Source organism: Winogradskyella sp. UBA3174, from assembly GCF_002364335.1.
Taxonomy (GTDB): domain Bacteria; phylum Bacteroidota; class Bacteroidia; order Flavobacteriales; family Flavobacteriaceae; genus Winogradskyella.
The window spans coordinates 73,487-99,818 of sequence record NZ_DEXW01000004.1 but is presented as its reverse complement, the minus strand read 5'-3'; the positions used below and the strand labels follow the sequence as shown (position 1 = coordinate 99,818).

Sequence of the window (26,332 nt, the reverse complement as noted above, 5' to 3'; positions counted from 1 at the left end):
ATTAATTAACCTTATAAAATGTTTTAATAATATCTTCTACAGGTTTATTCTGTGGTGTAAATTGATTGTTTTCTATACCACCTACGTTATTATGATCTGTAAACCATTTCCAAAGGTAACCTCCTGCAAACCACTCTTCGTTCCAAACGGCATCAAACAAAGCTTGCGTTGCATTATTCTGTGCTTCGAGATTAATAGAGGTCATAGACCGATCATATCTCCATGGTTCTTTTCCAGTATAATCGACACTTCTATAACCGTATTCTGTAAACAGAATTGGTCGATCATGTTTTTTGGAAAATGTTTTTAATCCTTGTTTATGCTTTTCCCAACCTTTAATGCAATCTTCTAGAGTTGGTGTCTGCAAATCACTCACAGGAAAATAAGCGTCTATCCCAATATAATCAACTTCTGTCCAAAATGGTGTGCGCCAAAATTCATCCCAATTTGCAGCATAAGTTAATTTTCCTTTATAAATAATTCTGATTTCTTTAATGAGATTAGACCAATACTCTGGTCTGTTTTTAACAAATTCTTCGAGCTCCGTACCAATACAAAAAACTTCAGCATTAATTTCTTCAGCTAGTTCTGCATACTCTAAAATAAAACTAGAATATGATTCTTCGAGTATTTTCCATTCTGCCTCAGTTTCCATTTTTAAAAATCCTGTAAACTCACCATGCCAAAGCCAAATATGTGGCTTAATCATTATGTTTATATTGTCTTTTCTAAGTGTTTCAATATATTGTTTTGCACCTGCTCTAGTCTCTCCGAACCACTGACGCTCTGTGTTATGGATGATTTCAGGGTTGCTTTTATCTCTTATAAATCCAAAAGGCATAATTGCCGCAGCATTAGCATTTATATTAACCAGTGGACTCGTATGGGTTGTATCAACGGCATTTCCTGCAGCAACAAAGCTTACTCCATTTATTTTAAAGGGTTTAAATGAAACTGCTGCACAACCTATAAAAACGAGAACTAAAAGGAAATAAAAATAACGACGCATACTTTAAAATTATGCCTAAATTTAAAGAAAATCGACAAAGCGATTAAGGTTTTAACAAAACCTTCGACATATAGCTTAATAAGACAACCTTTTTAAAATTGAAACAACAACCACAATTTTATGGAACACATCGTAATTATTGGTAATGGTATTTCTGGAGTCACTGTTGCAAGGCACATCAGAAAGCTTTCTGACAAAAAAATCACTATTGTTTCTGCTGAAACAGACTTCTTCTTTTCTCGTACGGCATTAATGTATGTGTATATGGGACATATGAAGTTTGAACACACCCAACCCTACGAAAATTGGTTCTGGAAAAAAAACAGAATAGAACTCAAAAAGGGGTATGTAAAAACGGTTGAAACAGCATCAAAAACACTTCATTTTACAGAAGGAGATACTTTACAATATGATAAATTAGTCATTGCTACAGGAAGTAAGCCTAATAAATTTGGATGGCCAGGACAAGATTTAGAAGGTGTTATGGGCATGTATCACAAGCAAGATTTAGATAATCTAGAAATGCAAGCTCCCAATAAGGACATTTGCAAACGTGCTGTGATTGTTGGCGGTGGATTAATTGGAATTGAACTCGCTGAAATGTTGAATTCTAGAAAAATCCCTGTTACCTTTTTAGTTCGTGAATCTAGTTTCTGGAATGGTGTGTTGCCTGAAGGCGAAAGCCAAATGTTAAATAAGCATATAAAAAATCATCATATTGATTTACGACTTTCAACTAATTTAAAGGAAATAAAATCGGACGAAAACGGAAAAGTAAAATCGATAATTATCGAAGAAACTGGTGAAGAACTTGAATGCAATGTGGTTGGATTAACAGCAGGCGTGTCACCAAACATAGATTTTATAAAAGATTCTGAAATTGAAATAGGCAGAGGTATTAAAGTCAACCGTTTTTTAGAAACCAATATACCAGATGTATATGCTATTGGTGATTGTGCCGAACAGCATGAAGCCATAGGAAACCGAAGACCAATTGAAGCCGTTTGGTACACTGGTCGTATGATGGGAGAAACTTTAGCGCAAACTATTTGTGGTAATCGCATAGAATACAAACCAGGTCATTGGTTTAATTCCGCTAAATTTTTAGATATCGAATATCAAACTTATGGTTGGGTATTTGGTGTGCGTGGCAGACCAGAGTACGAAAAGCATTTTCATTGGAAACATAACAAAGAAGATATTTGTATTACTGTTTCTTTTCACAAAGACACAAATGAATTTTTAGGTATTAATACTTTCGGAATAAGAATGCGCCACGAAATTTTTGACAAATGGCTGACTGAAAAAAGAGATGTAGATTACGTAATGAGCTACCTAAAAGACGCCAATTTTGATCCAGAATTTTATAAAGCATATGAAAATGAAATTATAACACAATACAATAGTGAATTTAATACTAACCTTACTGCGCATAAAAAGAGTTGGAAACGCATTTTCAGTAAAGCCTAGTTCTACCATTTTTTAACTCTAACAAATTAACACAAGCTCATGAAAGCAATTAAAAATATAGGATTGGTAATATTCTTATTAGGCTTAGCCATTTTCACCACTTTACCACTTTTAGGAACCTTCAACTTAAACGAAGCTGATTTTAATACAATTGTTAAGGGTCAAAACATTAAAAGCGACGTTTTTATAAACGCTATAAAATCTGATATCGTAGGGCAAGATTTTAATGGCATGCAAACCTTATCACCAAAAATATCTAAAGCCATAGAAAATGCCAACGAAACGCACACCAAAAAGAAGGAATGGGATAAAAAAATCTATACCAAGTCTAGCGATATGGCAGCAATGATTGGTAAAAAATCAGCCAACGGATTTATTGCTAATAACAAAGGCTTAATGTGGTTGCTCACTTTTGGGTTAGGTATTCTTGGTGCTTTAATGTTCATTCTACCAAACGTTATTCTGTTAGGTAAAAAAGGAATTAAGAACGACGGTATTTATCATGAAAGTGCTACAAATCAAGGCTGGATTGGCTGGATGGTGTTTATCTTTTTAGTCTCATTTTATTTAGTGCTTTATTTTGCTTCTGAATATGCGACTAATTGGACACTTTTAGTAGATCCAATTAGTGAAGCTTTAAGTGGAAACCCTGCAGGCCATTGGTTTGTTTATGGTTTTATGTATTGTACAGTTATGAGCGTAATGGCAGTGAGAATGTATATTAAATACCGTCATAATATTTATCAGGTATTTAGAACTACTTCGGTTTTATTCTTTCAAATTGTATTTGCATTTCTTATTCCAGAAATTATGGTAAGACTGCAAATGCCATATTATGATTTTAAAAATGCCTTTCCTTTAGATTATGATTTCTTTTTTCAATGGAATTTAAAAGACCTCATAGCTAATGGTGGAATAGGAATTTTTATTCTGGTTTGGGGAATTGTTTTAACCTTAGTTATTGTGCCGATTATGGTCTATTTCTTTGGCAAACGCTGGTACTGTTCTTGGGTTTGTGGTTGTGGTGGTTTAGCCGAAACACTTGGTGATCCTTACAGACAACATTCGGATAAATCATTATTTGCATGGAAGGTTGAACGTTATTTAATCCATGCCGTTTTAGGCTTTGTTTTAATAATGACTGGCATGACTTTGTATAGCTTTTTTACTGATACAGGTATGGTTTTAGGTATAAAGACTTCAACCGTACAAAGTATTTATAGTTTAGTGGTAGGCTCTATTTTTGCTGGAGTTATTGGCACTGGTTTCTATCCTATTTTTGGAAATCGCGTGTGGTGTCGTTTTGGTTGTCCCCTTGCCGCTTACTTAGGTTTTGTGCAACGTTTTAAATCACGCTTTAGAATTACGACTAATGGCGGACAATGTATTTCTTGCGGAAATTGCTCTACCTATTGCGAACAAGGAATTGATGTAAGAGCTTATGCTCAAAAAGGAGAAAACATTATACGCTCTAGTTGTGTTGGTTGTGGCATTTGTTCTGCTGTTTGCCCTCGTGGTGTTTTAAAATTAGAAAATGGACCAGAAAAAGGACGTATTAATCCGACTGAAATTTTATTAGGAAATGATGTTGATTTAATGGACTTAATAAACCAGAAATAATGCGATTAATAATTGTTGTCTTTCTTTTTACATCTGTTGCGTTTGGACAAAAAACCTATCAAAAAAATCAATTTGAAAGTGCTAGTATGAGCTCCGAAGGTTGGATAGAAAACAATCTTAAAACTGACTATTGGAAATTCTATCATAAAAATGGTCAGCTTTCAAGGCAAGGGTATTTCAAAAATAATAAACAAGATGGCTTCTGGTATTTTTATGATTCTGAAGGAAACCTTTATAAAAAAGGTAATTATAAAGATGGAAAGAAAACGGGTTATTGGAAAACCTATATTAATAACAGACTTAATGAAGAAGGTTACTATGCGAGTGGTAAAGAAACAAAATATTGGAAATTTTATCATTCTAACGGAAAATTAAAAGAAGAAGGAAATTATAACAATGGACTGAAAACCAAGCATTGGAAAAAATATCATACTACAGGACATCTAGAAAAGGAAGGTGATTTTTTAGGAGGAAAAGCTTCAGGATATTGGAAGTTTTATTATAAAGATGGACAACTCGCAAAAGATGGTCCCTTTAAGTTTGGAAAATTCACAAGCTATTGGCAATTTTACGGCCCAAACGGAAAAAAGCTTTCTGAAGGTTCTTTTGTAAATGGTAAAAAAGCAAATTGGTGGTTATTTTACGACACTAACGAAAATGTTAACCATAAATGCCAATTAGACAATAATCAAAAAAACGGCTATTGTCTAATGTATAAAAATAAAAAACTGATTTCAGCAATTAAATATTCTAAAGGAAAACAAATTAAAGAATGGACAGATTTGGCAACATTTAGAAAAGAAAATAAATTTAGCGATCTTAAATGACCAACATTAAAGTTATAATTCCTGCATATAATGAGGAAGCCTCTATTCCGTTAGTTGTAAAAGCTATACCCCAAATCGTACACGAAATTATTGTTGTTAGTAATAACTCTACAGATAATACGGAAGTTAATGCTAAAGAAGCTGGTGCAACCGTTTTAATTGAAAAAGAAAAAGGTTATGGATTTGCCTGTTTAAAGGGTATGGAATATATCGAAAAACAAGACGTGAAACCAGATATTGTTGTCTTTTTAGATGGCGATTTTAGTGATTACCCAGAAGAATTAACCAAAATTATTACACCAATAATTGAAGACGATATGGATTTTGTTGTTGGCGCACGAGTTAAAGAATTGCGAGAAGAAGGGTCTATGACTAAACCACAAATATTTGGAAATTGGTTAGCAACAAGCTTAATGAAATTATTTTTTGCGTCAACATTTACAGATTTAGGTCCGTTTAGAGCTATTAAATATAACAAACTATTAGATCTAAAAATGGAAGATAAGACTTATGGCTGGACAGTAGAAATGCAACTTAAAGTATTAAAGCAGAAGTTTAGTTACAGAGAGATTCCTGTTAATTACAGAAACAGAATAGGTGTCTCAAAAGTTTCAGGAACCATAAAAGGTGCTATCTTTGCAGGTGTAAAAATCTTAACATGGATTTTTAAATATAGTTTTAAGTGATCTACTTTCAATATACCATCATTGTAATTTACACCATTGCGATTGTGCTCATCTTTATGTATGCATTGGCGCAATTAAATCTACTTTACAATTATCTTTCATCAAAAAAGAAAAGAGAAACGTGTGATACTTTTGATTTCTCTAATGCAGAAGAAATTCCATACGTAACAATTCAATTACCTGTCTATAACGAAATGTATGTTATGGAGCGGTTGCTAGATAACATAGCGTTATTAGAATATCCAAAAGACAAATTAGAAATTCAAGTCTTAGACGATTCTACAGATGAGACGCTTGTAACTACAAAAGCACACGTAGATCAATTAGCTTCTACCGGATTAGATATAACTCATATTACAAGAACTGACAGAAGTGGCTTTAAAGCTGGCGCACTAAAAGAAGGCTTAAAAATTGCAAAAGGCGATTTTATTGCCATTTTTGATGCTGATTTTTTACCACAACCAAACTGGTTAAAACGCACTATTCCTTATTTTAAAAACGAAAAGATTGGTGTTGTACAGACACGTTGGGGACATATTAATAGAAATTACTCACTATTAACTAAGATTCAGGCTTTTGCTTTAGACGCACATTTCACGTTAGAGCAAGTTGGTCGTAATAGCAAAGGACACTTTATTAATTTTAATGGTACAGCTGGTGTTTGGAGAAAAACATGTATCATCGATGCTGGTAATTGGGAAGGAGACACACTCACTGAAGACTTAGACTTAAGCTATAGAGCACAACTTAAAAACTGGGAATTTAAATATCTTGAAGATGTAGAAACTCCTGCAGAATTACCTGTAGTTATTAGCGCAGCACGTTCTCAACAATTCCGATGGAACAAAGGTGGTGCTGAAAACTTTAGAAAAATGATGTGGCGGGTTATTAAATCTGAAAATATATCTGTAAAAACAAAAATACACGGCTTACTTCATTTATTAAATAGCACTATGTTTTTAAGCATTTTTACTGTTGCTATTTTAAGTATTCCTATGCTTTACATAAAGAATGAATATGAGCATTTGCGTGACTATTTTTACGTAATGAGTTTCTTTGTAATGAGCACGCTTATATTCTTTGTTTGCTATTGGTTTATGTACAAAAGCATCTATGGTAGTGGTTTTAAAAAATTCTTTGGCTACGTTGGTATGTTCTTTACCTTCTTCTCAATAGCAATGGGTTTTTCTCTACACAACTCAATTGCTGTAATAGAAGGCCATATTGGTAAACGAAGCGAGTTTGTACGTACACCAAAATTTAATATTAGTACTATTAAAGATTCTTGGAAAGGCAATAAGTATTTAAGAAAGAACGTATCGCCTCATGTTATTATTGAAGGCATCCTTGTAGTTTATTTTGGCTTTGGTTTATACAGTGCATTTGTTGTTGGTGACCAAGGTGGTGACTTTGGGTTATTTCCGTTTCACCTCATGCTATTTATTGGTTTTGGCTATGTGTTTTTTAAGTCTTTGACTTCTAAGATTTAGAAATAAAATACATCTCTATTTCTCCTTTACCTTTAGCTCTTATTTTACCTCGTGATTCGAATATAAAATCAGTATCATTTTTTAGTAGATTGTAAGTAACTTCAGAAACATTAACCTTTCCTGTTTCTCCGCTACTTTCCATACGAGATGCTGTATTTACAGTATCTCCCCAGACATCGTATTGAAACTTCTTTACTCCAACAATTCCCGCAACAACAGGTCCTGTATGAATACCAACTCTCATTTTAAAAGCAGTTTCATTGATTAATTCTTTTTCTTCTAATCTAGTATTAATAAACTCTTGCATTTCTAATGCGGCAAGTACCGTATTTTTAACAGAATCATCAAAAGGTACTGGTAAGCCACCAGCTGCCATAAATGCATCTCCAATTGTTTTTATTTTTTCAATTTTATACACCTCGCATATCAAATCAAAAGCCTTAAAACACACATTAATTTCACCAATAAGTTCTTTTGCTGTTAGCTTCTCTGACGCTTCTGTAAAACCTTTAAAATCTGTAAAGAGAATGGATACTAAATCAAAATCTCTTGCGTCAGCACTACCTTTGGCTTTTAACTCTTCTGCTATTTCGAAAGGTAAGATGTTGAGCAGTAAATTATCCGAACGATCTTTCTCTTTCTCAATGATTGCTTTAGATTTTTTAACGTAGTTCCAACGGCTATAAAGGCCACCAGAGAGAAGTAAAAAGAAGAAACCACCTGCTAATGCAATACTTGTATTTCTTTTTTTTTCATTTATCTCTGTTTGATGTAACATCTCTACCTTGAGTCCTTTTTCTACTTGTTGTAAACTATCTGCTAGAACTTCTTTTTCAAACTCCATACGTTGAAGTTTTTTAGTAGTTTCTTGCTTTTTTAAACTATCAGATGTAACTAAATACAATTCGTGATAGTATAGAGATTTAGTGGCATTATTTTTTAATTTAAAACTTTCATATAGACACCAATAAATATCCAATCTTTCTCGTATAGATTCATAATCATCAATTATACTTATTGCCTCTTCACAATATTTTAAAGCTCTATCAGGTTTGTTTTCATATGTATAAACTAAACCAATGAAAGATAAAGTTTGAGCTAATCCATAATTATCTCCAATTTCTCTATTGAGCACAATTGAAGATTTATAATTAGATAAAGCCAATTCAATGTTATTACGTTTTTTATAATAACTACCCAAACCAGATTTTGCGATTGCTAAACCTGATTTATATGATATTTTGTTACTTAAATTAATACTGTTTTGATAATATTCTTGCGCAATTGAATCCTTATCTTGTTCATCATATATTCCTGCCATATTAGTATATACTATAACAAGACCTTTTAAATCATTATCCTTACTATGAATAGTTTCTGCAATTTTATAATATTTCAAAGCATTATCATAGTCAAAAAATAATTGGTATAATATCCCAATATTATTAGAGGTACCTGCTATACCCAAATTAAAATCATCTTTTTGAAAGATTTTCAAAGCTTTTAAATAAAAGATTAGAGCCTTAGGATGATTGCTTTGATAATTATATGTACTTCCCATGTTTGCGTAACAGATTCCTAGGCCTCTTAAATCATCTATTTGTTTATATGTTTCGATAGCCTTCTCATACTCAAATCTGGCTTCAGGAAAAAAAGATTGAACTAGTTTACTATTACCATTTAAGACATGAGCTCTTGCGACACCTAAATTGAAATTTTCTTTAATTGAAAAATTCATTAATTTCTTAGTATGAAAAGCAACACTATCTGGTTTTGAATACAAATAATTTCTCTCTATAAAATTATTATATGCTGCAGTTCTTTCATCTAAAGACATATTTTCATTTTTCCATTTCTGAAAATTTGAATCTTCCCCTTTTCTGGTTTGCCCATTGATTAGAACAGTTGTAGTTAGAGCATAAAGAATTAGTAAAAATCGAATCATTAAATTGAAATTAAAGTAATTTAGTCTTAATCACAGGGAAGGGTTAACAGGTTTTAAATGAATAAGTTATATTATTTTAACGATATTTCCAAACTCCTTCGACGAAAAGCATATTTTGGTATATTATTAAATTTAACCTTTGTTCTAAATAGGAATAAGAAACCCTATTTCATATAGTTTTATAATCTTTTTTTATAACGATTATATCTCCGTTTCAAATAATTCTATCTTTGACTCTATGCTCGGACTAACCAACTTATTTAAAAACAAAAAAATCCCACTACTCTTTGTAGGGCTTAGTGTTATTATGTATTTATCTTTTGCTTACGACTTGGTAAGAACAGATTTATCAAAGTTAGTAGTGTTGTATGTTGCATTATTTGTTTTTGCATACCTAATTATAAAAGAAACAGGTTTTTATTTTAGAGTACTAGTTGTATCTGCTATACTATTTAGACTTTTGTTTTTGTTTACAATTCCTAATTTATCTCAAGATTTTTACCGATTTATTTGGGATGGACAAATGATTTTATCTGGATTAAACCCTTATCTCTTCACACCAGATTCTTTTATTCAAAACGGTAAATTTCCTTTCGTACAGGCGCAAGATTTATATAATGGCATGGGTACTTTAAGTTCATCTCATTATACAAATTACCCACCATTAAATCAACTTTGTTTTACTATTGCGGCTCTATTCTCTGGAAAAAGCATTTTAGGCTCAGTTATTACAATGCGCTTATTAATAATAGCTGCTGATATAGGAACATTATATTTTGGAAAAAAGCTATTAGAACGCTTAAAACTTCCCTCAAACAGAATCTTCTGGTACATTTTAAATCCGTTTATTATTATTGAATTAACTGGAAATCTTCATTTCGAAGGTGTGATGATTTTCTTCTTAGTCTGGAGTTTGTATTTACTACATTCTGGCAAATGGAAATGGGCTGCTGTAGTATTGGCTTGTTCGATTTCTGTAAAGTTAATTCCTTTGCTGTTTTTGACTTTATTTTTTGGCTGGTTTATTAAAAAAGGGAACATCTTAATTGGTATAAAAAAATTAGTCAGTTTTTACGCAATATGTGGAGCAACTCTTATGTTGATGTTTCTTCCTTTTTTTTCTATAGAATTTATAAGCAACTACTCTAAAACGGTTGGGCTTTGGTTTGGAGATTTTGAATTTAACGCAAGTATTTACTATGCGGTAAGGGAAATTGGCTATGCGATGACTGGGTTTAATGAAATTGCTATTATCACCAAATTTTTACCAATAATTTCTGTATTTACAATTTTAGGGTATTCGTTTTTTAAGCACAATAATACCATCTCTAAATTGGTGACTTCAATTTTATTAGCTTTTACTTTCTATTTATTTTTGAGTACTACGATACATCCTTGGTATATTGCCACCTTAGTTATTCTTTGTGTATTTACTAACTATAGATTTCCATTGGTTTGGTCACTAGCAGTTGTTCTAAGTTATTTAGCATATTCTAACACTTCAAACTCAGAAAATTTATGGATTATTGGATTAGAATATCTTATTGTATTTAGTGCTTTTATTTGGGAAGTTTTCCTAAAAAAAAGACTGCCAGTTATCTAGCAGTCATTTCCTTTATTAGAACTTTTTAAGCTGAGTTATTTTGAATATTTCATAGGTTTCGGTAAAACCTTCTTCATCTGTTTCTTCATATTCAGTAATCTCTGTAAAGTATATTACTTCTTCATCATCATCTTCTTCCCCTTTTATTATAAAGGAGTAACCATCTTCATTATCGTAACCATCAAAATTACCAGCAACTGTCATTATCCTTTTTTCTTGAAATTGGCTCTTATTCTCTAATGAAGCATTAGCACTAAATACCAAAATTGAGCATACAAATACTAATAAAAATCGTTTGTTTTTCATTTCTTTAAGTTTTTTAAAACTGTTACTTCTAAGCTATATGGAAAGTAGCAGCAATTGAAAATTTTATTTCTATCTCGTTTTTGGGAGTTTACCACCTCAAGCCCAAATGCTTTTAGACCGCAACCTTTTGGTTACGATTACTGTGGTTTTTTTGGAAGAATTCTTTCTTTGGCCTCTAATAATTTTACATTAAATATGGCACATAACCAAAGTTAAATAGCGCTTTAGCTATTTAAAACTGTAACAATTTATAATATATTAATTTACAAAATATTCTTAATAAAAAAGACCTATTTAGTCAAAATCCTGATCCTCAGTACCTGGTTCCAAATCTGGATCCACTACGGCATCTGCATCACCATCATCAAAATCTTCATAATCATCTTCATCGTAATTTTCCATCGTCTGTTCTAACTTTGTACTTACCTTAACTAAAAACTTTGTGTCTTCTGTAGTCACTTCAACAGCTTCAACAGTTTCGTTTTTTGCATTTTTAAATGAGACTACATGATCGTCATCGTAGCCATGAGGATATTTTTCTACTAATAGTGCTAAGATCTCTGGAGTTAATTTTTTGAAATCAACTATTACTCGTTTTAAATGTGCATCTTTTGGTTTCATCTACTGTACTATTTTTGGAGCTAATTTTTTTTTTAAATATACTATTTATTGTTTTACGCGAATAACATTATAAACATCTTTTCTTCTATCTTTTAAATTTTTTACTGCACCAAAAGAATGTAATTCTCTTAATAAACTTAAATCAACGTCTGCAACTAAAATCATCTCAGTATTTGTTGTTGCTTCTGCTTTAATACCATTGCTTGGAAATGAAAAATCGCATGGTGTAAACACGGCTGATTGCGCATATTGGATGTCCATATTATTAACATTAGGTAAATTTCCTACACTACCAGCTATAGCAACATAACACTCATTTTCAATTGCTCTTGCCTGAGCACATAAACGTACTCTAGAATAGCCATTTTGCGTATCAGTTAAAAATGGCACAAATAAAATGTCCATACCTTCATCTGCTAATAAACGTGATAATTCTGGAAACTCAGAATCGTAACAAATTAATATACCAATTTTACCAGCATCTGTTTCAAATGTTTGTAATTTATGTCCACGTTGCATTCCCCAAACTTTCGCTTCATCTGGTGTAATATGAATTTTCTCATAACGCTCTAAACTTCCATCTCTACGGCATAAATAGCCAACGTTAAATAACTTATCATCAATAAGCTCTGGCATACTACCCGTAATAATGTTGATGTTATACGATATAGATAATTGTTGCATTTTTTCTACAATAACAGATGTATGTTTTGCCAATTCTCTAATTGCATCTGGCTCGTACATGTGGTTGTATTTTGCCATTAAAGGAGCATTAAAAAACTCTGGAAACAATGCGAAATCAGAGCGATAAGCTGCCACACTATCTACAAAATACTCTACTTGCTGCATCAGTTTTTCCAAACTATTATAGGTACGCATTTGCCATTGTATTAAACCTAATCGTACAATCGTTTTTACACTACTTGCTTTTTTACTCTTTTTTGTATAATAAATATTATCCCATTCCATTAAAACAGCATATTCATTTGATGCCGTATCACCTTCTAAATAGCCTTTTAAAATTCGAACTGGATGAAAATCATTAGATATTTGAAAGTTTAACACCGGATCATTAATCTCTTTCCGTTTTACTTTTTCAATATATTCTTTTGGAGTCAACGCTTTGTGCTTGTGATAATTTGGCATTCTACCACCAAATACAATACCTTTTAAATTTAAAGTTTCACAGATTTCTTTTCTGTAATCATAAAGGCGCCTACCTAAACGTAAGCCTCTAAATTCTGGTTTAATAAACACATCTATACCGTAAAGGACGTCACCATCAGAATCATGGTTTTTAAACGAATCACCAGTTATAATATGTGCATAAGTATGGTGGTCATCTATGGTATCATAATCTACTATAAGAGATAACGCACATCCTGCAATATTACCATCAATTTTTATAACTACTTGTCCTTGCGGAAAAATAGACGTCAACCTTTCGATATGGTACTTTTTCCAATAGGAATCTAAAACACCTCTATAAGACTCTAATGTTGCTGATTTTAATTCTTCAAAATCATTAACAGTTAAGTATTGTAATTCTATATTTTTAATCTTCTGGTCTTCCATTACATATCTAAGAGGTAAGCAAAAATTAGTGGTGCCACAATGGTCGCATCACTTTCAATAATAAATTTTGGAGTATTAATATCTAGTTTCCCCCATGTTATTTTTTCGTTTGGCACAGCACCAGAGTAAGACCCATAACTAGTTGTGCTATCGCTGATTTGGCAAAAATAACTCCAGAATGGCGTATCTGGTCGTTCCATATCTTGGTATAACATAGGCACCACACAGATTGGAAAATCACCTGCAATACCTCCTCCAATTTGGAAGAAACCAATACCGTTTTCAGAATTATTAGTGTACCAATCGGCTAAAAAGGTCATGTATTCAATTCCAGATTTCATAGTACTTACTTTCAATTCACCTTTAAGAACATAGCTTGCAAAAATATTTCCCATGGTACTATCTTCCCAACCTGGACAAATAATCGGCAAGTTTTTTTCTGCGGCAGCATACATCCAAGAATCTTTGATATCTATTTCGTAATACTGTTCTAACACACCTGATAATAATAGTTTGTACATATATTCATGTGGAAGGTAACGTTCGCCTTTGGCTTCAGCATCCTTCCAAAGTTTAACAATGTGTTCTTGTATGCGTCTAAACGCTTCTTCTTCTGGAATACAAGTGTCAGTAACACGGTTTAAGCCTTTTTCTAACAAATCCCATTCGTCTTGAGGTGTTAAATCCCTGTAATTTGGTACGCGTTTGTAATGTGAGTGTGCAACTAGATTCATAATATCTTCCTCTAAATTTGCACCTGTACAAGACACAATTTGTACTTTATCTTGACGGATCATTTCAGCAAAAATCTTACCTATCTCAGCTGTACTCATTGCACCAGCTAAGGACACTAACATTTTAGCACCTGAGTTTAATTGATCTTCATAAGCTTTTGCCGCATCAACCAAAGCTGCTGCATTAAAGTGTAAATAGTACTTTTCTATAAATTTTGAAATTTCTCCTTTAGTACTCATCGTCTTCATTAAATTTTGAACTGTTATTTTTACTTACTATTGCACCTTCAAAAGCATTATCGTAATCATCACTTGCATCTGCTCCTTGAAACTTATAACTTAACATTTTATAGTAAAGTTTCGCTGCTAAAAAGTCTGAAGATTTTTCATTCGGATTAGGGCAAAGTTCAACAATATCGAACCCTACTACATTTTTCTCTTGAAACACTTGCTTTAAAAACTCTAGTGTTTCGTACCATAATAAGCCTCCTGGCTCTGGTGTACCGGTACTTGGTAGTATTGACGGATCAAAAGCATCTAAATCTATAGTAATAAACACATTGTCTGTCATTTGGTCAATGGCAGAATCCATCCAACTATCATCTTCAGCCATTTCGTGGGCGAAATAAGTTTTCTCTTCGTCCATAACTGTTTTTTCAGTCGCATCCATAGAACGAATACCAACTTGAATTAAGTTAGTTGTCTGACTTGCTTCATAAACTGCACAAGCATGATTGCACTTAGAGCCTTCATAAGATGCTCTTAAATCTGCATGTGCATCTAATTGTAAAACTGTTAGGTTCGTATACATTTCATTAAACGCTCTAATAGTCCCTATAGAAACAGAGTGTTCACCACCAAAAATTGTAACAAATTTGTTCTTCTTAATGTAAGTCTTTGTCGCTTGATGAACTGCTTCTACCATAGCTTCAGGAGATCTATTTTCTGAAACAGCGTCTGCTAAATAGACACCTTGTTGGTATACTTCAGAATCTGTTTCAATATCATAAAGCTCCATGTTTTCTGAAGCATTTAAAAAAGCATCAGGTCCTTTGTCAGCTCCTTTTTGCCATGTACTTGTGCCATCGTAAGGCACAGGAATTAAAACAATTTTAGCAGTTTCTAATTTCGCTAATTCTTCTGGAATCCCAGCGTAAGTTTTTATGTTCATTTTTTGTTATTTTCCGTTTTAAGGAAAGTTTATATTTAGTTTTGACTTTGTAATTCTGTGACCTTTAATTCTTTTGTAGCTTCTGCGGTATCGTATCCCAAAATACCTAATAGATTTTCGCTTTTCTGTTGTTCCGCAAACACATTAGTCGTTAGATTTCCATTTGAATCTCGCTGAATTAAAATATGTTTTGGAGACGGAATTAAACAGTGTTGCAAACCACCAAACCCTCCAATAGTTTCTTGGTAAGCTCCTGTGTTAAAAAAACCAATGTATAACGGTTTGTCCTTATTGTATTTTGGTAAATAAATAGCGTTAGTATGTTGCTCGCTATTGTAATAATCGTCACTATCACAGGTTAATCCTCCTAAAAGTACACGCTCGTAACTCTCGTTCCAACGGTTAATTGGCAACATTATAAAACGCTTGTTTATTGCCCAAGTATCTGGTAATGTTGTAATGAACGATGAATTAATCATATTCCATTTTTCACGATCGTTCTGTTGTTTCTGATACAAAATTTTATATATAGCAGCACCACTTTCACCTACTGTAAAACTCCCAAATTCTGTAAAAATATTTGGCACACACACCTCTTCCTCTTCACATACTTGCTTAATTTGATTTACGATTTCATCTACCATATATGCATAATCAAAATCGAAGGCTAATGAGTTTTTAATAGGAAAACCTCCACCAATATTTAAACTATCTAATGTTGGACAAATCTTTTTTAATGCCGTGTACACCTTAAGGCATTTTGTTAATTCGTTCCAATAATACGCATTATCTCTAATCCCAGTATTGATAAAAAAGTGTAACATCTTAAGTTCTACTTTTTTATTATTCTGAATTTGATTCTTATAAAAAGGTACTATATTTTTGTATCCAATGCCCAAACGTGAGGTATAGAATTCAAACTTTGGTTCTTCTTCAGAAGCAATTCTTATACCTACTTTAAACTTCCCTTTTATTTCCTGAGATAACAAATCGATTTCCTCATAGTTGTCTATAATAGGAATTGCGTTTTCGTGACCATCATTAATAAGATCAGCAATATTATTAATATATTGTTCGCGTTTAAATCCGTTACTTAATACATAAGTTTTGTCTGTAATTTTACCTTCTTTTTTGAGTGCTTTTATAATATCAATATCGAAAGCCGAAGAGGTTTCTATATGGATATTATTAGTCAAAGCTTCATCTAAAACATGCTTAAAATGTGAACTTTTTGTACAATAGCAATAGTTATATTCTCCTTTGTAATTATACTTTTTATACGCATCAGCAAACCATTTTTTGGCACGCTGAATATTATTAGATATTTGTGGTAAATAGGTAAATTTTAGTGGTACACCATGTTCTTCAACCAATTTCATTAGGTCAATATCATGGAAATGTAAGGCTTTGTCCTGTAGCTTAAATTCTGGCTGAGGAAAGTCGAAAGATTGATCTATGAGATCAATGTATTTTGTATTCATTTTGATTAAAAATTCAGGTGAAAATTATAAATAACAACGTGTCTGATTAAAACTCACGTTGTATCATACCTGAATTTGGCTTCGTGTCGTAGGAACAAAACCATAAATATGCTGACTAGCAGCAATCGCAGAAGCGGAAGTTAGCTCTAAAATTCGGTTACTTATCTTATAAGCAGCTTTTGAAATTGTCTTCCTAATTTTCAAAAACCCGAACATAAAAACATGTTTCAATTGTTCAGCTAAAAAGCGTCACAAATTTAATTTATTTATTGATATGCAAAACTTTTTTTGTATTTTTTTTAAGTTATTTTAATGGTTCTTTTCGTGGTTATTTAATTTTAAATGCAGGTAAGTTTCTAACACTACAGAAAACGGTAAAAAACATCTTTTCTAACCAAAACCATTACTTATACTCAAGACTATTGTTAACTTGTATAACAAGCCCATAGATTTGATGTAAACAACACATTAATATTATGAAAACAAAATTAACATCACCTCAGAAACACATCTTTAATACTTTAAACTTTATAGGTATAATAGTATAGACACTATTCGCTTTTAACCCTAAGTATAAACAGACTCAAACAAAAGAGAAACTATCTAAATAAAAATGTATAGTAAAAGGTATTGTTAGTAATGAATATGAGTTAAAACAGTTTGTTAAAGCTGAAGATATTAATTTTTTAATTGACGATGGTTTCAGTGTCTTGAAAACGAAACCTACATAAAAAGTAACCACTTAACATTAGAGCATCAATTCAAAAGCAGTGGGTTTTATGATGTACACTTTTACATTGATGACTATTTAAAATCTACTTATACAATCGAAGTTGTAGATTAAATTAAATCATCTTCAAAGTATTCAATTCTTGCTCAGTTAAATGTTTCCAGCTACCACGAGGAATATCTTTTTTGGTTAAGTGACCAATCGATACACAATCTATTTTAACAATATCGTAATTGAGGTTATCGAAGATGGTACGTAGAATGGTGTTTCCTGTGTTCTTAATTTTTATACCTACTTGGTTTTTAGATTCACCTTGTATATAACTAATCTCTTCCACCGCAACAAGTTTACCTTCAACCTTAAAGCCTTCTTGAATTTTTTTAAAGTCTTCGAACTTTAAGTTTTTATCTAATTCTACCTGAAATAATCGTCCTACACCATTTTTAGAGTGGGTGAATTTTTGTGCGATTACTTCGTCATTTGTAAACAACAATAAACCTAAAGAGTTTCTACCTAAACGCCCTATAGGCTTAATGTTTGCGTTAGTTGCATTGGATACCAAATCCATAACGGTTCTTCCTTTGCCTTCTGAATTTGTTGTCGCAAACCCTTTTGGTTTATTTAACAACACATAGACTTTTGCTTCTGGTGTAATACGTCTACCATCAAAACGAACATCGTCTGTACGCTTTACTTTATAACCCATTTCGGTTACAATAGTACCATTTACTGATACTAAACCAATGGCAATATTCTCATCAGCTTCACGGCGAGAACACATCCCAGAATTTGAAATGTACTTATTTAAACGAATCTCATCTGGATTAGATGATCTTGCTGATTGTGATTTTTTTTTGAATGGAGCATTTTCCTTAGCAAAACTTTTTGCTTTATTATTATCATTTCCTCTTCCTTTAGGTTTCCCCTTATCCTTGCCACTTTGATGTTTGCTCATAATCGTAATTTTTCGCAAAGTTATAACAATAGTTTAAATTAACTATTTAATTTCCACTGTAGTTTGCCGTTCTGTGTTTACTATTAATTTGGTTACATCTGGTCGAGAATAATGACCGACAGGATCAAAATTTTGTCGCTCTTCTAACACCCGATTAAAATCTATAGACTGAATAATTATACCTTCTTTATGCAAAACAGGTTCTACTATCCACTCACCATCTGGCCCAGCAATACAACTTCCTCCATTCGCTAAAGAATCTGGAGCATTTTTAAGAATAGATTCAATATGTGGTGTGTTTTCAGGAAAATCTGCTTTAGCCATTAAACAAGATACTGAAACTACAAAAGAGCGTGATTCTCTGGCTATAAAACACGTAATATCTTTGGTGTTATGATCGCTTCCTGGCCATACCGCTATATGAAGGTTTTCACCTTGCCCATATAATGCAGTTCTTGGTAATGGCATCCAGTTTTCCCAACAATTCAGTCCACCAACAGTAAACGCTTTTAACGGATGTACTTGTAAACCATTTCCATCTCCAGGAGCCCAAGTTAAACGCTCATCATAAGTTGGTTGTAATTTTCTATGTACAGACTTTATTTCTCCTTCTTCATTTATGTAAACCAAAGAAGCGTAGATACTATGACCGCCTCTATCTGTTGGTCGCTCTATAACCCCTAAATAAACTGCTATTTTATTCAGTTTTGCTAATTTACAAACTGAATCTAATTCGCCTTTTTCTATACAAATAGAATTATTTACATAGTGTGCATGCAACTCTTTATTTACTTTTGAATTCCATTCTGCACCATTAGTAAGTGCTAACCAAAACGGATATCCTGGTAATAGCGCTTCACCAAAAACGACAAGCTCACATTTTTCTTTTGAAGCTTCTAGTATTGAATTTTCAATTTTCTTTAAAGTGGCAACTTTATCTAACCAAACTGGCGCAATTTGTGCCATTGCAATTTTTAAAGTGGTGTTCATTTATATTCGATTTAAAACAACAGATATGTCAATTAGTAAAATAGAAAATATACCAGCTACAATAATAAATTTAAGGATATTATGAAGAAGTAAATAATGTGTTTTCTTATTAGATTTCCAGAGTATAATTAGAAAAATTATAAGTAACATTAGACTTAAATAAAAGAAATAATACATAAGTCCGATTTCAAAAAATAAAATTAGCACAATACCAGTAAAAATCGTTAATACAGCAACTACAGAAAGCATTAGTTTAGATATTCTTTCTCCATAAACAACAGGAACAGTACGATAGTTTAAAGCTAAATCTCCTTTTATATTTTCTAAATCTTTGGTTAACTCTCGCATTGAAACTAGTAAAAACAAGAAAATGGCATGTGCAAAAACAACTAATTCAAAATTTTGATAGTATATGAAAATGGCGAAAAATGGAGTAACTGTTAGTATTGCAGAAACAATATTACCAGTCATTGGTTGTTTCTTTAAACGATGAGAATACATCCAAATAGCAAATATGTATAATGCAAAAAATATAACAGCCTTAAATGAGACATAACTAGCAACAACTAATGCTGAAAAATTAAGCACAAAATAAAAGGATAATTTAGTGTTTTGGCTCACCAAGCGGTCGAGCATGGTTTTTGTAGGCTTATTTATTAAATCTTTCTCTGAATCGTAGAAGTTATTGATAATATAACCAGCAGCAATAGTCGCTGATGAGGCTAATACAAGCATTAAAAGATTAGGGTCAAAAAGAACTGAATTTATCGTTTTGCTTGGTGCAAAAATATAAATTGATGCTAGGTATTGAGCAATGACCACGACAAGTATATTATAACCTCTAACAACAGAAAACATACTAAAAAACTTTAGAATAATGTGTTTCTGGCTTCTTGATAACATAAACTAAAATTTGAATGAAAGTCTGAAAGCTAATATTAAAAAAAAGATAATTACATAAAGACTATAGAGATTCTAAAAGTTATATACAACTTCTAACTTCTGCCCTTTTAAAGATTCTCTAGCTTTATCTATATTCTCCGTAAACCCTAGAATATAACCTCCACCACCAGAGCCACAAAGCTTTAAATAGTAATCATTAGTTTCAATACCTTTTTTCCAAAGCTCGTGAAATTGATCTGGTATCATAGGTTTGAAATTATTAAAAACCACTTTAGATAATTGTTTTGTATTCTTAAACAAAGATTTCATATCTCCTTTTAAAAAATCATCGACACAAGCATCCGTGTGCTTTATAAATTGATCTTTTAACATACTACGAAACCCTTCGTTTTTCATGCTTTCCATAAAAAGACTTACCATCGGTGCAGTTTCTCCAACAATACCGCTGTCTAATAAAAATACAGCTCCTTTACCTTCTACTTTTTGAGATGGAATGCCTGTAGCTTCAATATTATCTTTAGAATTTATTAAAATAGGAAGGCTCAAATAACTGTTTAAAGGATCTAAACCAGAAGATTTACCATGAAAGAAGGATTCCATTTCAGAAAAAATTGATTTTAACTTCAACAATTTTTCACGCGTTAAATTCTCTAAAACCGTAATTTTATCTGCTGCATATTTATCATAAATCGCTGCTACTAATGCTCCACTACTTCCTACTCCATAACCTTGTGGAATAGAAGAATCGAAATACATACCAGCATCAACATCGTTTTGTAATGCATCACCATCAAAAATCACTAAGTCTTTATCTAAGTCCTTTAAATACGTAACAAAACGTTTTAAACTTGCGTTTGAATCTTGTGCTTCTTGATTAGGATTTTCATCCACTTTTAGTGCACCATTATAAAAATTATAAGGAATAGATAAACCTTTAGAGTCTTTAATAATTCCGTATTCTCCGAATAACAGAATCTTAGAATAAAACAGTGGTCCTTTCATAAAACGTTTTGGGTTGGATTGGGTTACAACCGTTTGGCACCTTTACCAATACTATCACAAATATAGTGACCGTTTTGACAATATGCAACTAACTCGCTCTTAATGAATTCATAAACCTGCTCTTTTTCTGCCTTAGGAAACAAAACATGAACGTTTGCACCTGCATCTAAAGTGAAGCAAATATTAGAATCATTTTCAGATCTATAGGCCCAAATTTTATTAATAATCTCTAGTGTATTTGGTTTCATTAAAATAAAATACGGCATACTTGTCATCATCATCGCATGTAAGGTTAGGGCCTCGCTTTCTACAATTTTCACAAATGCTTTTAAATCACCTGAAGCTAGAATAGCTTTAAGTTCAGCCAAATTATTATGGGCTTGAGAAAAACGTTCTTTAGCAAAGGGATGGCCAAACATTAATTTATGACCAACAGTACTACTCACCTGCTTTTCACCTTTATCTACGAGTAAAATAGCATCTTGGTACTCTTTAAAATTAGGATGTACTTCACCTTCAAACTTTACACCAAACAAATCTGAACTTTCAGTACTTTCATTTTTACCCCAAACAACAAGTTCGCCTTCAATGCTCCGACAAGCACTTCCTGAACCTAATCTAGCTAAGAAGGATGCTTTTTGGTTGAAATAATCATCTATATGATCGGTATCTAAATCTTCTTCAATACTCATTAAACATAATGCAATAGCACTCATGCCTGATGCTGAAGAGGCAATACCAGAGCTGTGTGGAAAGGTATTTGATGTTTCGATTTTAAAATAATAATCTCTTAGGAAAGGCATATAAGTTTCAATACGCTCAAAAAACGTTTGAATTTTAGGTTTAAAGGCCTCGTTTTTTTTACCTTCAAAAAAAACGTCGAAACTAAAATCGTTGCTTTTCTTTTTGGTATATATTACCTCAGTAATTGTTTTACAATCTGAAAGCGTAAAGCTTATTGAAGGGTTTTCTGGAATTTGGTTTTCCTTTTTCCCCCAATATTTAACCAAAGCAATATTACTTGGTGATGACCATTTAACTGAGCCACTTTTAATATTAGAATTGTATGTTTTGAGGATAAAATCTTGTTCTGTCATGAATACTAAATATCTGACAAAGATAACAGTTTTACCATTGTTTTATAGTTTCTAGATGTGGCATTGACTTTCAGTTTCTTTTCAAAAAAATTAAGATTGAATTTAGCATTACCATATCCCTTTGCAGAAAAAAAATAAATACAGTCCTTTATAATTTGAAACACCTCATTCGGGTTTGTTTTCTCTGAAAATTCGTCTACAAATTCCCTATTAGGAATTTCACTCAGCATAGTGAAGTAACTATTTAATTTTTTCTCTTCAGGAAAAGGACAATTATCAAAAATAGTTTTTAAATCGGTTCTCGTTCTAACCAAAACTGGCACTTCAAATTGGAAATAATTTTTAATTGTACTACTTATTAAATCTTCTAAAACAGATGTATTTAACTCTATAGATTGAAAAACAACATTACCACTTTGTATATAAGTCTTTACATCGTCTAAGCCAGCATTAGTTAATAATTCTCTTAAAATAGCCATCGGTACTTTCTTATGACCACCTACATTAATACCTCTAAGAAGGGCTATATATATTTTATTGTTGTTCATATTAAATACTTTTTATCGGTAATATTGGGTTTTTATCGAAAAAAACGCTATGTTTGATACTTATATTTTAAAAATGAATGAGATGCCCTAAATCTAACATTATTATAATATGCTTTCTTTTTCTTTTTAACAGCCTTTACTCTTTTGGACAAGGACAGTTACTTAGAATTAATGATAGCACGAAATCATGTTCCTTTGATACTTCAAAATTAAATTTACTCTTTAAAAACGATAGTTTATATAAAGCTACAACACTTTTAAATGAGGCCGTTAATTTTTCTGAAAAATATAATCTTAAGCCCACACAAGCGAAGTCTTACTATTATTTAGGCAAAGTTTTAACCAAAATGTCTAATTATAAAAATGCAGAAATATATCATTTAAAGGCTCTAGATATATATGATGCTTTTGAAGATTCTGAAGGTAAAAACAGAGTCCTTTCTTCTTTAATTTACAATTATTTATCTGAAAAAAATTACACGAAATTTGATAGTATATATACAAAAGCACAGCAAATTTCAAAGCTTTTAAATAGTGAGCTCTATTTTGTAAATTTAGAAAACAAAATAAAAAAATATTACTATAAGAGTCAGAATGACTCACTTTTAAAGATTACCCGTTTTGCAATTGATACTTTAAACTCTTTAGATTTTAAAAATTTAAGTTTTTCTGATGACTATTCTAAAAAAAACTTAAGACATAAACTGTTACAGTCATACAAGTTTTATAATGCAATAGCTAACATTAAATTTGCTAATTATAAAGCTGAAGGTTTTAATCTTTTATTTAAACTTAATGAGGATGAATTGAAAGAAGCTTTTGAGGGAGATTTAGATTCTTATCGTAAATTAGCAACGTTTAATTATTATAAATACCGCTATTTTAATGAAGCTAATAAAAATGTAGATTCCGCTAATTCATATCTCTTAAAGTCAGACTCCTACAAGTATACAGCGTTATCTTTATATGAAAATAGAAATTCTAGAAATGGAGAACTTATTTATAAAATCATTAATACAGAACAAAAACTAAATCTTGCCAACGAGATTAGAAAGAAAGACGCTAAAGCTTCTCAACTTTTTCTAATTACAACCATATTAACGAGCATATTACTCTTCGCTACATTAATTGTATTCTATTTTTATTTTAAAGCTAAAAGAAACATACAATTAATGAATAAAGAGCTTAAAACGTCTAATGAAAAGCTAGTAGAAATTGATAAAGATCGATTAGAATTTTTCTCTATTCTAAGTCACGAATTACGAACACCTATTTATGGCATTACAGGTCTAGCGACACTAGTTAATCAAGAGAAAGACGAAAGTAAACGTCAATCTTACTTAGACTCTCTAATATCATCTAGCAACTATTTATCTATTCTTATAGATAATATCCTTCAAGCTAATAAATTAAGATTTGAAGAGAAAAGTCTAAGGTTAAAACCAGATAAAATTTGCAAAATTGTTAATCATGTAATTAGTACAGTTAAAATCGCAGCAAAAAATAAAGGATTAGAATTAAAAACGAATATTGATGCTTCAGATGAGAATGAGCTCATTTTAATAGACAAAGTAGCTTTTAGCCAAATATTAATCAATTTAGCCTATAATGCTATACGATACACAAAAGAAGGACATGTGACTCTATTAGTCATTGAGAAAACACGCACAACGAAAGATGTAACATTACGCTTTGAGATTAACGACACTGGTATTGGTATTAAAGAAGAGCACAGACCTGTTGTTTTTAGTGCTTTTGAAAACAAAGCATTTTTACATAAAAATAGTAGCGGTTCTGGTTTAGGTTTACATATTGTAAAAACCTTACTAAAGAGTCATAACTCTGATATAGATTTTATTTCTCAAACTAATAAAGGCACCTCTTTTTTCTTTGAAATTACATTTGATATTGTTCATTCGTTAAACTTTAAAGAATCAGTACCAATTTCAGGGTCTAGACCAGAGATGCATATTTTGATAGTTGACGATAATAAGATTAATTTATTAATTACGAAAAAGAACATAGAAAAAATTGATGGCTGCACTTGTGAAGTTATGTCTAATGGAAAAGAAGCTATTTCTATGATTAAAAACAAGGCCTTTGATTTAGTTTTAATGGATATTAACATGCCAGACATGGATGGATACGAGGTAACTAGGCATGTAAGAATGTTTAACTCTACTATTCCTATTTTAGCGTTAACAGCATTAAATTCTTCTGAAATATCCATAAAAGCAGAAGGTGTGGGCATAAATCAAATTATTACTAAACCTTATATTTTTGAAGACTTTAAAGCTATTGTTTTATCGTACGATACTAAAAGAGAACGCTATTTGGATAAAATTGATTTGGAAGCAATATAAGCGCCTGTCCATGCATTTTGAAAATTAAAACCTCCTGTAACAGCATCTATATTAATAACTTCACCTACCAAAAATAAGTGCGGAACACACTTGCTTTCGTAAGTCTTAAAGTTTAATTCTTTTAGATCAACTCCTCCAGCTGTAACAAACTCTTCTTTAAACGTACTTTTGCCTGTAACATGGAATACAGCTTCAGTTAATTGCTTAGATAGCCCATATAATTGCTCTTTATTAATGTCTGCCCAACGTTCTGTTTCACCAATACTAGAAGCTAAAACTAGTTGTTTCCAAAGGCGTTTAGGTAAATCGAATTGTGCTAAGTTAACAATCAGTTTCTTTGCAAAGTCTTGTTTGAAATTTTTAAGTTGTTCTAAACACAATTTAAAATCGTACCGAATAAAATTAATTTCAATCTTAAAATTATAATTTCTTTTTGCTAGTTCAATAGCTCCAAAAGCAGAAAGTTTTAAAATAGCTGGTGCACTCATACCAACATGTGTAATTAATAATGGTCCTTCAGAAACTAAATCGGTCCCAATAACCTTTACTTCAACATTTTGCGCTACAACTCCCGGAATATCTTTAATTCTATTGTCCCTAATATCAAACGTAAATAGAGAAGGTACAGGTTGCACAATTGTATGCCCTAAGCCACCAAGTAACTTCCATATTTTAGGATTGCTTCCTGTTGCAACAACAACTTTATTACATTCTAAAACACCATGAGAAGTTTCAATAGAAAAATTATTGTCGTTTGTAATAATTGATTTAACCGAATGGTTATATAATACCTCAACCTTATGTTTTTTTGCTTCATTTAAAAAACAATCAATAATGGTTTGAGATGAATTTGAAATTGGAAACATTCTTCCATCTTCCTCAATTTTTAATTCCACACCTCGCTCTTCAAACCAAGCAATAGTATCACCTGTCATAAAGCTATGAAAAGGACCTAATAGTTCTTTCTCTCCTCTTGGGTAGTTTAACACTAATTCTGATGGAATAAATTCTGCGTGTGTAACATTACAGCGACCACCTCCAGAAATTTTTACTTTTTGCAAACCTTCTTTTCCACGCTCTAAAATTGCCACTGATATGTTTGGGTTTTTCTCAGCAATATTTATGGCTGCAAAAAAACCTGCTGCACCACCACCAATAATTATAATATCTTTACGTTTATTCAAAATAAGAAAAGTATAAACGATA

22 protein-coding genes are annotated in these 26,332 nt (G+C 31.7%); 7 read left to right on the top strand and 15 right to left on the bottom strand.

The features are described from left to right. Position 1 precedes the first annotated feature (1 nt). Positions 2–1,009, bottom strand: coding sequence for a glycoside hydrolase family 113 (locus tag B2U95_RS00490; RefSeq protein WP_296311228.1), 1,008 nt, complete (start codon positions 1,007–1,009; stop codon positions 2–4). Positions 1,010–1,129: 120 nt separating this feature from the next. Here B2U95_RS00490 and B2U95_RS00485 point away from each other — a divergent pair, with 120 nt between their 5' ends. Genes B2U95_RS00485 through B2U95_RS00465 form a run of 5 tightly spaced genes read left to right on the top strand, consistent with a single transcriptional unit; the run spans position 1,130 to position 7,102 of the window. Beyond that, positions 1,130–2,479, top strand: a complete 1,350-nt coding sequence (locus B2U95_RS00485; RefSeq protein ID WP_296311226.1) for an NAD(P)/FAD-dependent oxidoreductase — start codon at positions 1,130–1,132, stop codon at positions 2,477–2,479. Positions 2,480–2,518: 39 nt separating this feature from the next. Next, on the top strand, positions 2,519–4,099 hold the full coding sequence (locus tag B2U95_RS00480) for a 4Fe-4S binding protein (RefSeq protein WP_296311223.1): 1,581 nt from the start codon (positions 2,519–2,521) through the stop codon (positions 4,097–4,099). Then, entirely contained in the window at positions 4,099–4,926 is an 828-nt protein-coding gene (locus B2U95_RS00475) for a toxin-antitoxin system YwqK family antitoxin (protein WP_296311220.1), read from the top strand. Before B2U95_RS00480 ends, B2U95_RS00475 begins: the two co-directional genes overlap by 1 nt. Then, a complete protein-coding gene (locus tag B2U95_RS00470; protein WP_296311218.1) occupies positions 4,923–5,612 on the top strand; it encodes a glycosyltransferase family 2 protein in 690 nt (229 codons plus the stop codon). Before B2U95_RS00475 ends, B2U95_RS00470 begins: the two co-directional genes overlap by 4 nt. 56 nt (positions 5,613–5,668) lie before the next feature. Then, entirely contained in the window at positions 5,669–7,102 is a 1,434-nt protein-coding gene (locus tag B2U95_RS00465) for a cellulose synthase family protein (protein ID WP_296311283.1), read from the top strand. Here the strand turns inward: B2U95_RS00465 and B2U95_RS00460 are convergent. Next, positions 7,092–9,047 (bottom strand): adenylate/guanylate cyclase domain-containing protein, encoded by a 1,956-nt coding sequence (locus B2U95_RS00460; RefSeq protein ID WP_296311214.1) that lies wholly within the window; start codon positions 9,045–9,047, stop codon positions 7,092–7,094. The two genes, B2U95_RS00465 and B2U95_RS00460, sit on opposite strands and share 11 nt — an antisense overlap. A 238-nt stretch (positions 9,048–9,285) precedes the next feature. On the opposite strand from B2U95_RS00460, the gene B2U95_RS00455 reads away from it, so the two are divergent. Then, the gene (locus B2U95_RS00455; RefSeq protein WP_296311211.1) at positions 9,286–10,650 is read left to right on the top strand and encodes a mannosyltransferase; all 1,365 of its coding nucleotides are present in this window, start codon (positions 9,286–9,288) and stop codon (positions 10,648–10,650) included. Positions 10,651–10,665: 15 nt separating this feature from the next. On the opposite strand, the gene B2U95_RS00450 is transcribed toward B2U95_RS00455, so the two are convergent. The 12 genes from B2U95_RS00450 to B2U95_RS00395 all read right to left on the bottom strand — a co-directional run bounded on the left by B2U95_RS00450 (position 10,666) and on the right by B2U95_RS00395 (position 22,763). Next, entirely contained in the window at positions 10,666–10,956 is a 291-nt protein-coding gene (locus B2U95_RS00450) for a hypothetical protein (protein ID WP_296311208.1), read from the bottom strand. 294 nt (positions 10,957–11,250) lie between these two features. Beyond that, entirely contained in the window at positions 11,251–11,577 is a 327-nt protein-coding gene (locus B2U95_RS00445) for a hypothetical protein (protein ID WP_296311206.1), read from the bottom strand. A gap of 45 nt (positions 11,578–11,622) precedes the next feature. Further along, on the bottom strand, positions 11,623–13,152 hold the full coding sequence (locus tag B2U95_RS00440; RefSeq protein ID WP_296311204.1) for a bifunctional GNAT family N-acetyltransferase/carbon-nitrogen hydrolase family protein: 1,530 nt from the start codon (positions 13,150–13,152) through the stop codon (positions 11,623–11,625). Beyond that, complete coding sequence (locus tag B2U95_RS00435) at positions 13,152–14,126, bottom strand: deoxyhypusine synthase family protein (protein WP_296311202.1); 975 nt, start codon at positions 14,124–14,126, stop codon at positions 13,152–13,154. The genes B2U95_RS00440 and B2U95_RS00435 overlap by 1 nt, the downstream gene beginning before the upstream one ends. Continuing rightward, positions 14,116–15,057, bottom strand: a complete 942-nt coding sequence (gene speB, locus B2U95_RS00430) for an agmatinase (RefSeq protein ID WP_296311198.1) — start codon at positions 15,055–15,057, stop codon at positions 14,116–14,118. The genes B2U95_RS00435 and speB overlap by 11 nt, the downstream gene beginning before the upstream one ends. Before the next feature lie 35 nt (positions 15,058–15,092). Continuing rightward, entirely contained in the window at positions 15,093–16,538 is a 1,446-nt protein-coding gene (locus B2U95_RS00425) for an arginine decarboxylase (RefSeq protein WP_296311195.1), read from the bottom strand. An 845-nt stretch (positions 16,539–17,383) separates the two neighbouring features. Continuing rightward, a complete protein-coding gene (locus B2U95_RS00420) occupies positions 17,384–18,223 on the bottom strand; it encodes a pseudouridine synthase (RefSeq protein ID WP_296311193.1) in 840 nt (279 codons plus the stop codon). 42 nt (positions 18,224–18,265) lie between these two features. After that, positions 18,266–19,213, bottom strand: a complete 948-nt coding sequence (locus tag B2U95_RS00415) for a carbon-nitrogen hydrolase family protein (protein ID WP_296311190.1) — start codon at positions 19,211–19,213, stop codon at positions 18,266–18,268. Next, on the bottom strand, positions 19,214–20,116 hold the full coding sequence (locus B2U95_RS00410) for a geranylgeranylglycerol-phosphate geranylgeranyltransferase (RefSeq protein WP_296311188.1): 903 nt from the start codon (positions 20,114–20,116) through the stop codon (positions 19,214–19,216). A 72-nt stretch (positions 20,117–20,188) separates the two neighbouring features. Beyond that, complete coding sequence (locus B2U95_RS00405; RefSeq protein ID WP_296311185.1) at positions 20,189–21,118, bottom strand: mevalonate kinase family protein; 930 nt, start codon at positions 21,116–21,118, stop codon at positions 20,189–20,191. 23 nt (positions 21,119–21,141) lie between these two features. Continuing rightward, positions 21,142–22,215, bottom strand: a complete 1,074-nt coding sequence (locus tag B2U95_RS00400; protein WP_296311183.1) for a diphosphomevalonate/mevalonate 3,5-bisphosphate decarboxylase family protein — start codon at positions 22,213–22,215, stop codon at positions 21,142–21,144. A gap of 5 nt (positions 22,216–22,220) precedes the next feature. After that, the gene (locus B2U95_RS00395; RefSeq protein WP_296311180.1) at positions 22,221–22,763 is read right to left on the bottom strand and encodes a DUF1697 domain-containing protein; all 543 of its coding nucleotides are present in this window, start codon (positions 22,761–22,763) and stop codon (positions 22,221–22,223) included. Between the two features lie 347 nt (positions 22,764–23,110). Between B2U95_RS00395 and B2U95_RS00390 the strand changes: the two genes are divergently transcribed. After that, a complete protein-coding gene (locus B2U95_RS00390; protein WP_296311178.1) occupies positions 23,111–25,126 on the top strand; it encodes a hybrid sensor histidine kinase/response regulator in 2,016 nt (671 codons plus the stop codon). Here the strand turns inward: B2U95_RS00390 and B2U95_RS00385 are convergent. Next, positions 25,093–26,310: an NAD(P)/FAD-dependent oxidoreductase gene (locus B2U95_RS00385; protein WP_296311175.1), complete on the bottom strand. Its 1,218-nt coding sequence runs from the start codon at positions 26,308–26,310 to the stop codon at positions 25,093–25,095. The genes B2U95_RS00390 and B2U95_RS00385 overlap by 34 nt on opposite strands. Positions 26,311–26,332: the final 22 nt, after the last annotated feature.

What these genes read in the sequence shown, in the direction of transcription:
- B2U95_RS00490 (WP_296311228.1), bottom strand. Translation starts at nt 1,009, where the DNA reads ATGCGTCGTTATTTTTATTTCCTTTTAGTTCTCGTTTTTATAGGTTGT.
- B2U95_RS00485 (WP_296311226.1), top strand. Translation starts at nt 1,130, where the DNA reads ATGGAACACATCGTAATTATTGGTAATGGTATTTCTGGAGTCACTGTT.
- B2U95_RS00480 (WP_296311223.1), top strand. Translation starts at nt 2,519, where the DNA reads ATGAAAGCAATTAAAAATATAGGATTGGTAATATTCTTATTAGGCTTA.
- B2U95_RS00475 (WP_296311220.1), top strand. Translation starts at nt 4,099, where the DNA reads ATGCGATTAATAATTGTTGTCTTTCTTTTTACATCTGTTGCGTTTGGA.
- B2U95_RS00470 (WP_296311218.1), top strand. Translation starts at nt 4,923, where the DNA reads ATGACCAACATTAAAGTTATAATTCCTGCATATAATGAGGAAGCCTCT.
- B2U95_RS00465 (WP_296311283.1), top strand. Translation starts at nt 5,669, where the DNA reads ATGTATGCATTGGCGCAATTAAATCTACTTTACAATTATCTTTCATCA.
- B2U95_RS00460 (WP_296311214.1), bottom strand. Translation starts at nt 9,047, where the DNA reads ATGATTCGATTTTTACTAATTCTTTATGCTCTAACTACAACTGTTCTA.
- B2U95_RS00455 (WP_296311211.1), top strand. Translation starts at nt 9,286, where the DNA reads ATGCTCGGACTAACCAACTTATTTAAAAACAAAAAAATCCCACTACTC.
- B2U95_RS00450 (WP_296311208.1), bottom strand. Translation starts at nt 10,956, where the DNA reads ATGAAAAACAAACGATTTTTATTAGTATTTGTATGCTCAATTTTGGTA.
- B2U95_RS00445 (WP_296311206.1), bottom strand. Translation starts at nt 11,577, where the DNA reads ATGAAACCAAAAGATGCACATTTAAAACGAGTAATAGTTGATTTCAAA.
- B2U95_RS00440 (WP_296311204.1), bottom strand. Translation starts at nt 13,152, where the DNA reads ATGGAAGACCAGAAGATTAAAAATATAGAATTACAATACTTAACTGTT.
- B2U95_RS00435 (WP_296311202.1), bottom strand. Translation starts at nt 14,126, where the DNA reads ATGAGTACTAAAGGAGAAATTTCAAAATTTATAGAAAAGTACTATTTA.
- speB (WP_296311198.1), bottom strand. Translation starts at nt 15,057, where the DNA reads ATGAACATAAAAACTTACGCTGGGATTCCAGAAGAATTAGCGAAATTA.
- B2U95_RS00425 (WP_296311195.1), bottom strand. Translation starts at nt 16,538, where the DNA reads ATGAATACAAAATACATTGATCTCATAGATCAATCTTTCGACTTTCCT.
- B2U95_RS00420 (WP_296311193.1), bottom strand. Translation starts at nt 18,223, where the DNA reads ATGAGCAAACATCAAAGTGGCAAGGATAAGGGGAAACCTAAAGGAAGA.
- B2U95_RS00415 (WP_296311190.1), bottom strand. Translation starts at nt 19,213, where the DNA reads ATGAACACCACTTTAAAAATTGCAATGGCACAAATTGCGCCAGTTTGG.
- B2U95_RS00410 (WP_296311188.1), bottom strand. Translation starts at nt 20,116, where the DNA reads ATGTTATCAAGAAGCCAGAAACACATTATTCTAAAGTTTTTTAGTATG.
- B2U95_RS00405 (WP_296311185.1), bottom strand. Translation starts at nt 21,118, where the DNA reads ATGAAAGGACCACTGTTTTATTCTAAGATTCTGTTATTCGGAGAATAC.
- B2U95_RS00400 (WP_296311183.1), bottom strand. Translation starts at nt 22,215, where the DNA reads ATGACAGAACAAGATTTTATCCTCAAAACATACAATTCTAATATTAAA.
- B2U95_RS00395 (WP_296311180.1), bottom strand. Translation starts at nt 22,763, where the DNA reads ATGAACAACAATAAAATATATATAGCCCTTCTTAGAGGTATTAATGTA.
- B2U95_RS00390 (WP_296311178.1), top strand. Translation starts at nt 23,111, where the DNA reads ATGTCTAATTATAAAAATGCAGAAATATATCATTTAAAGGCTCTAGAT.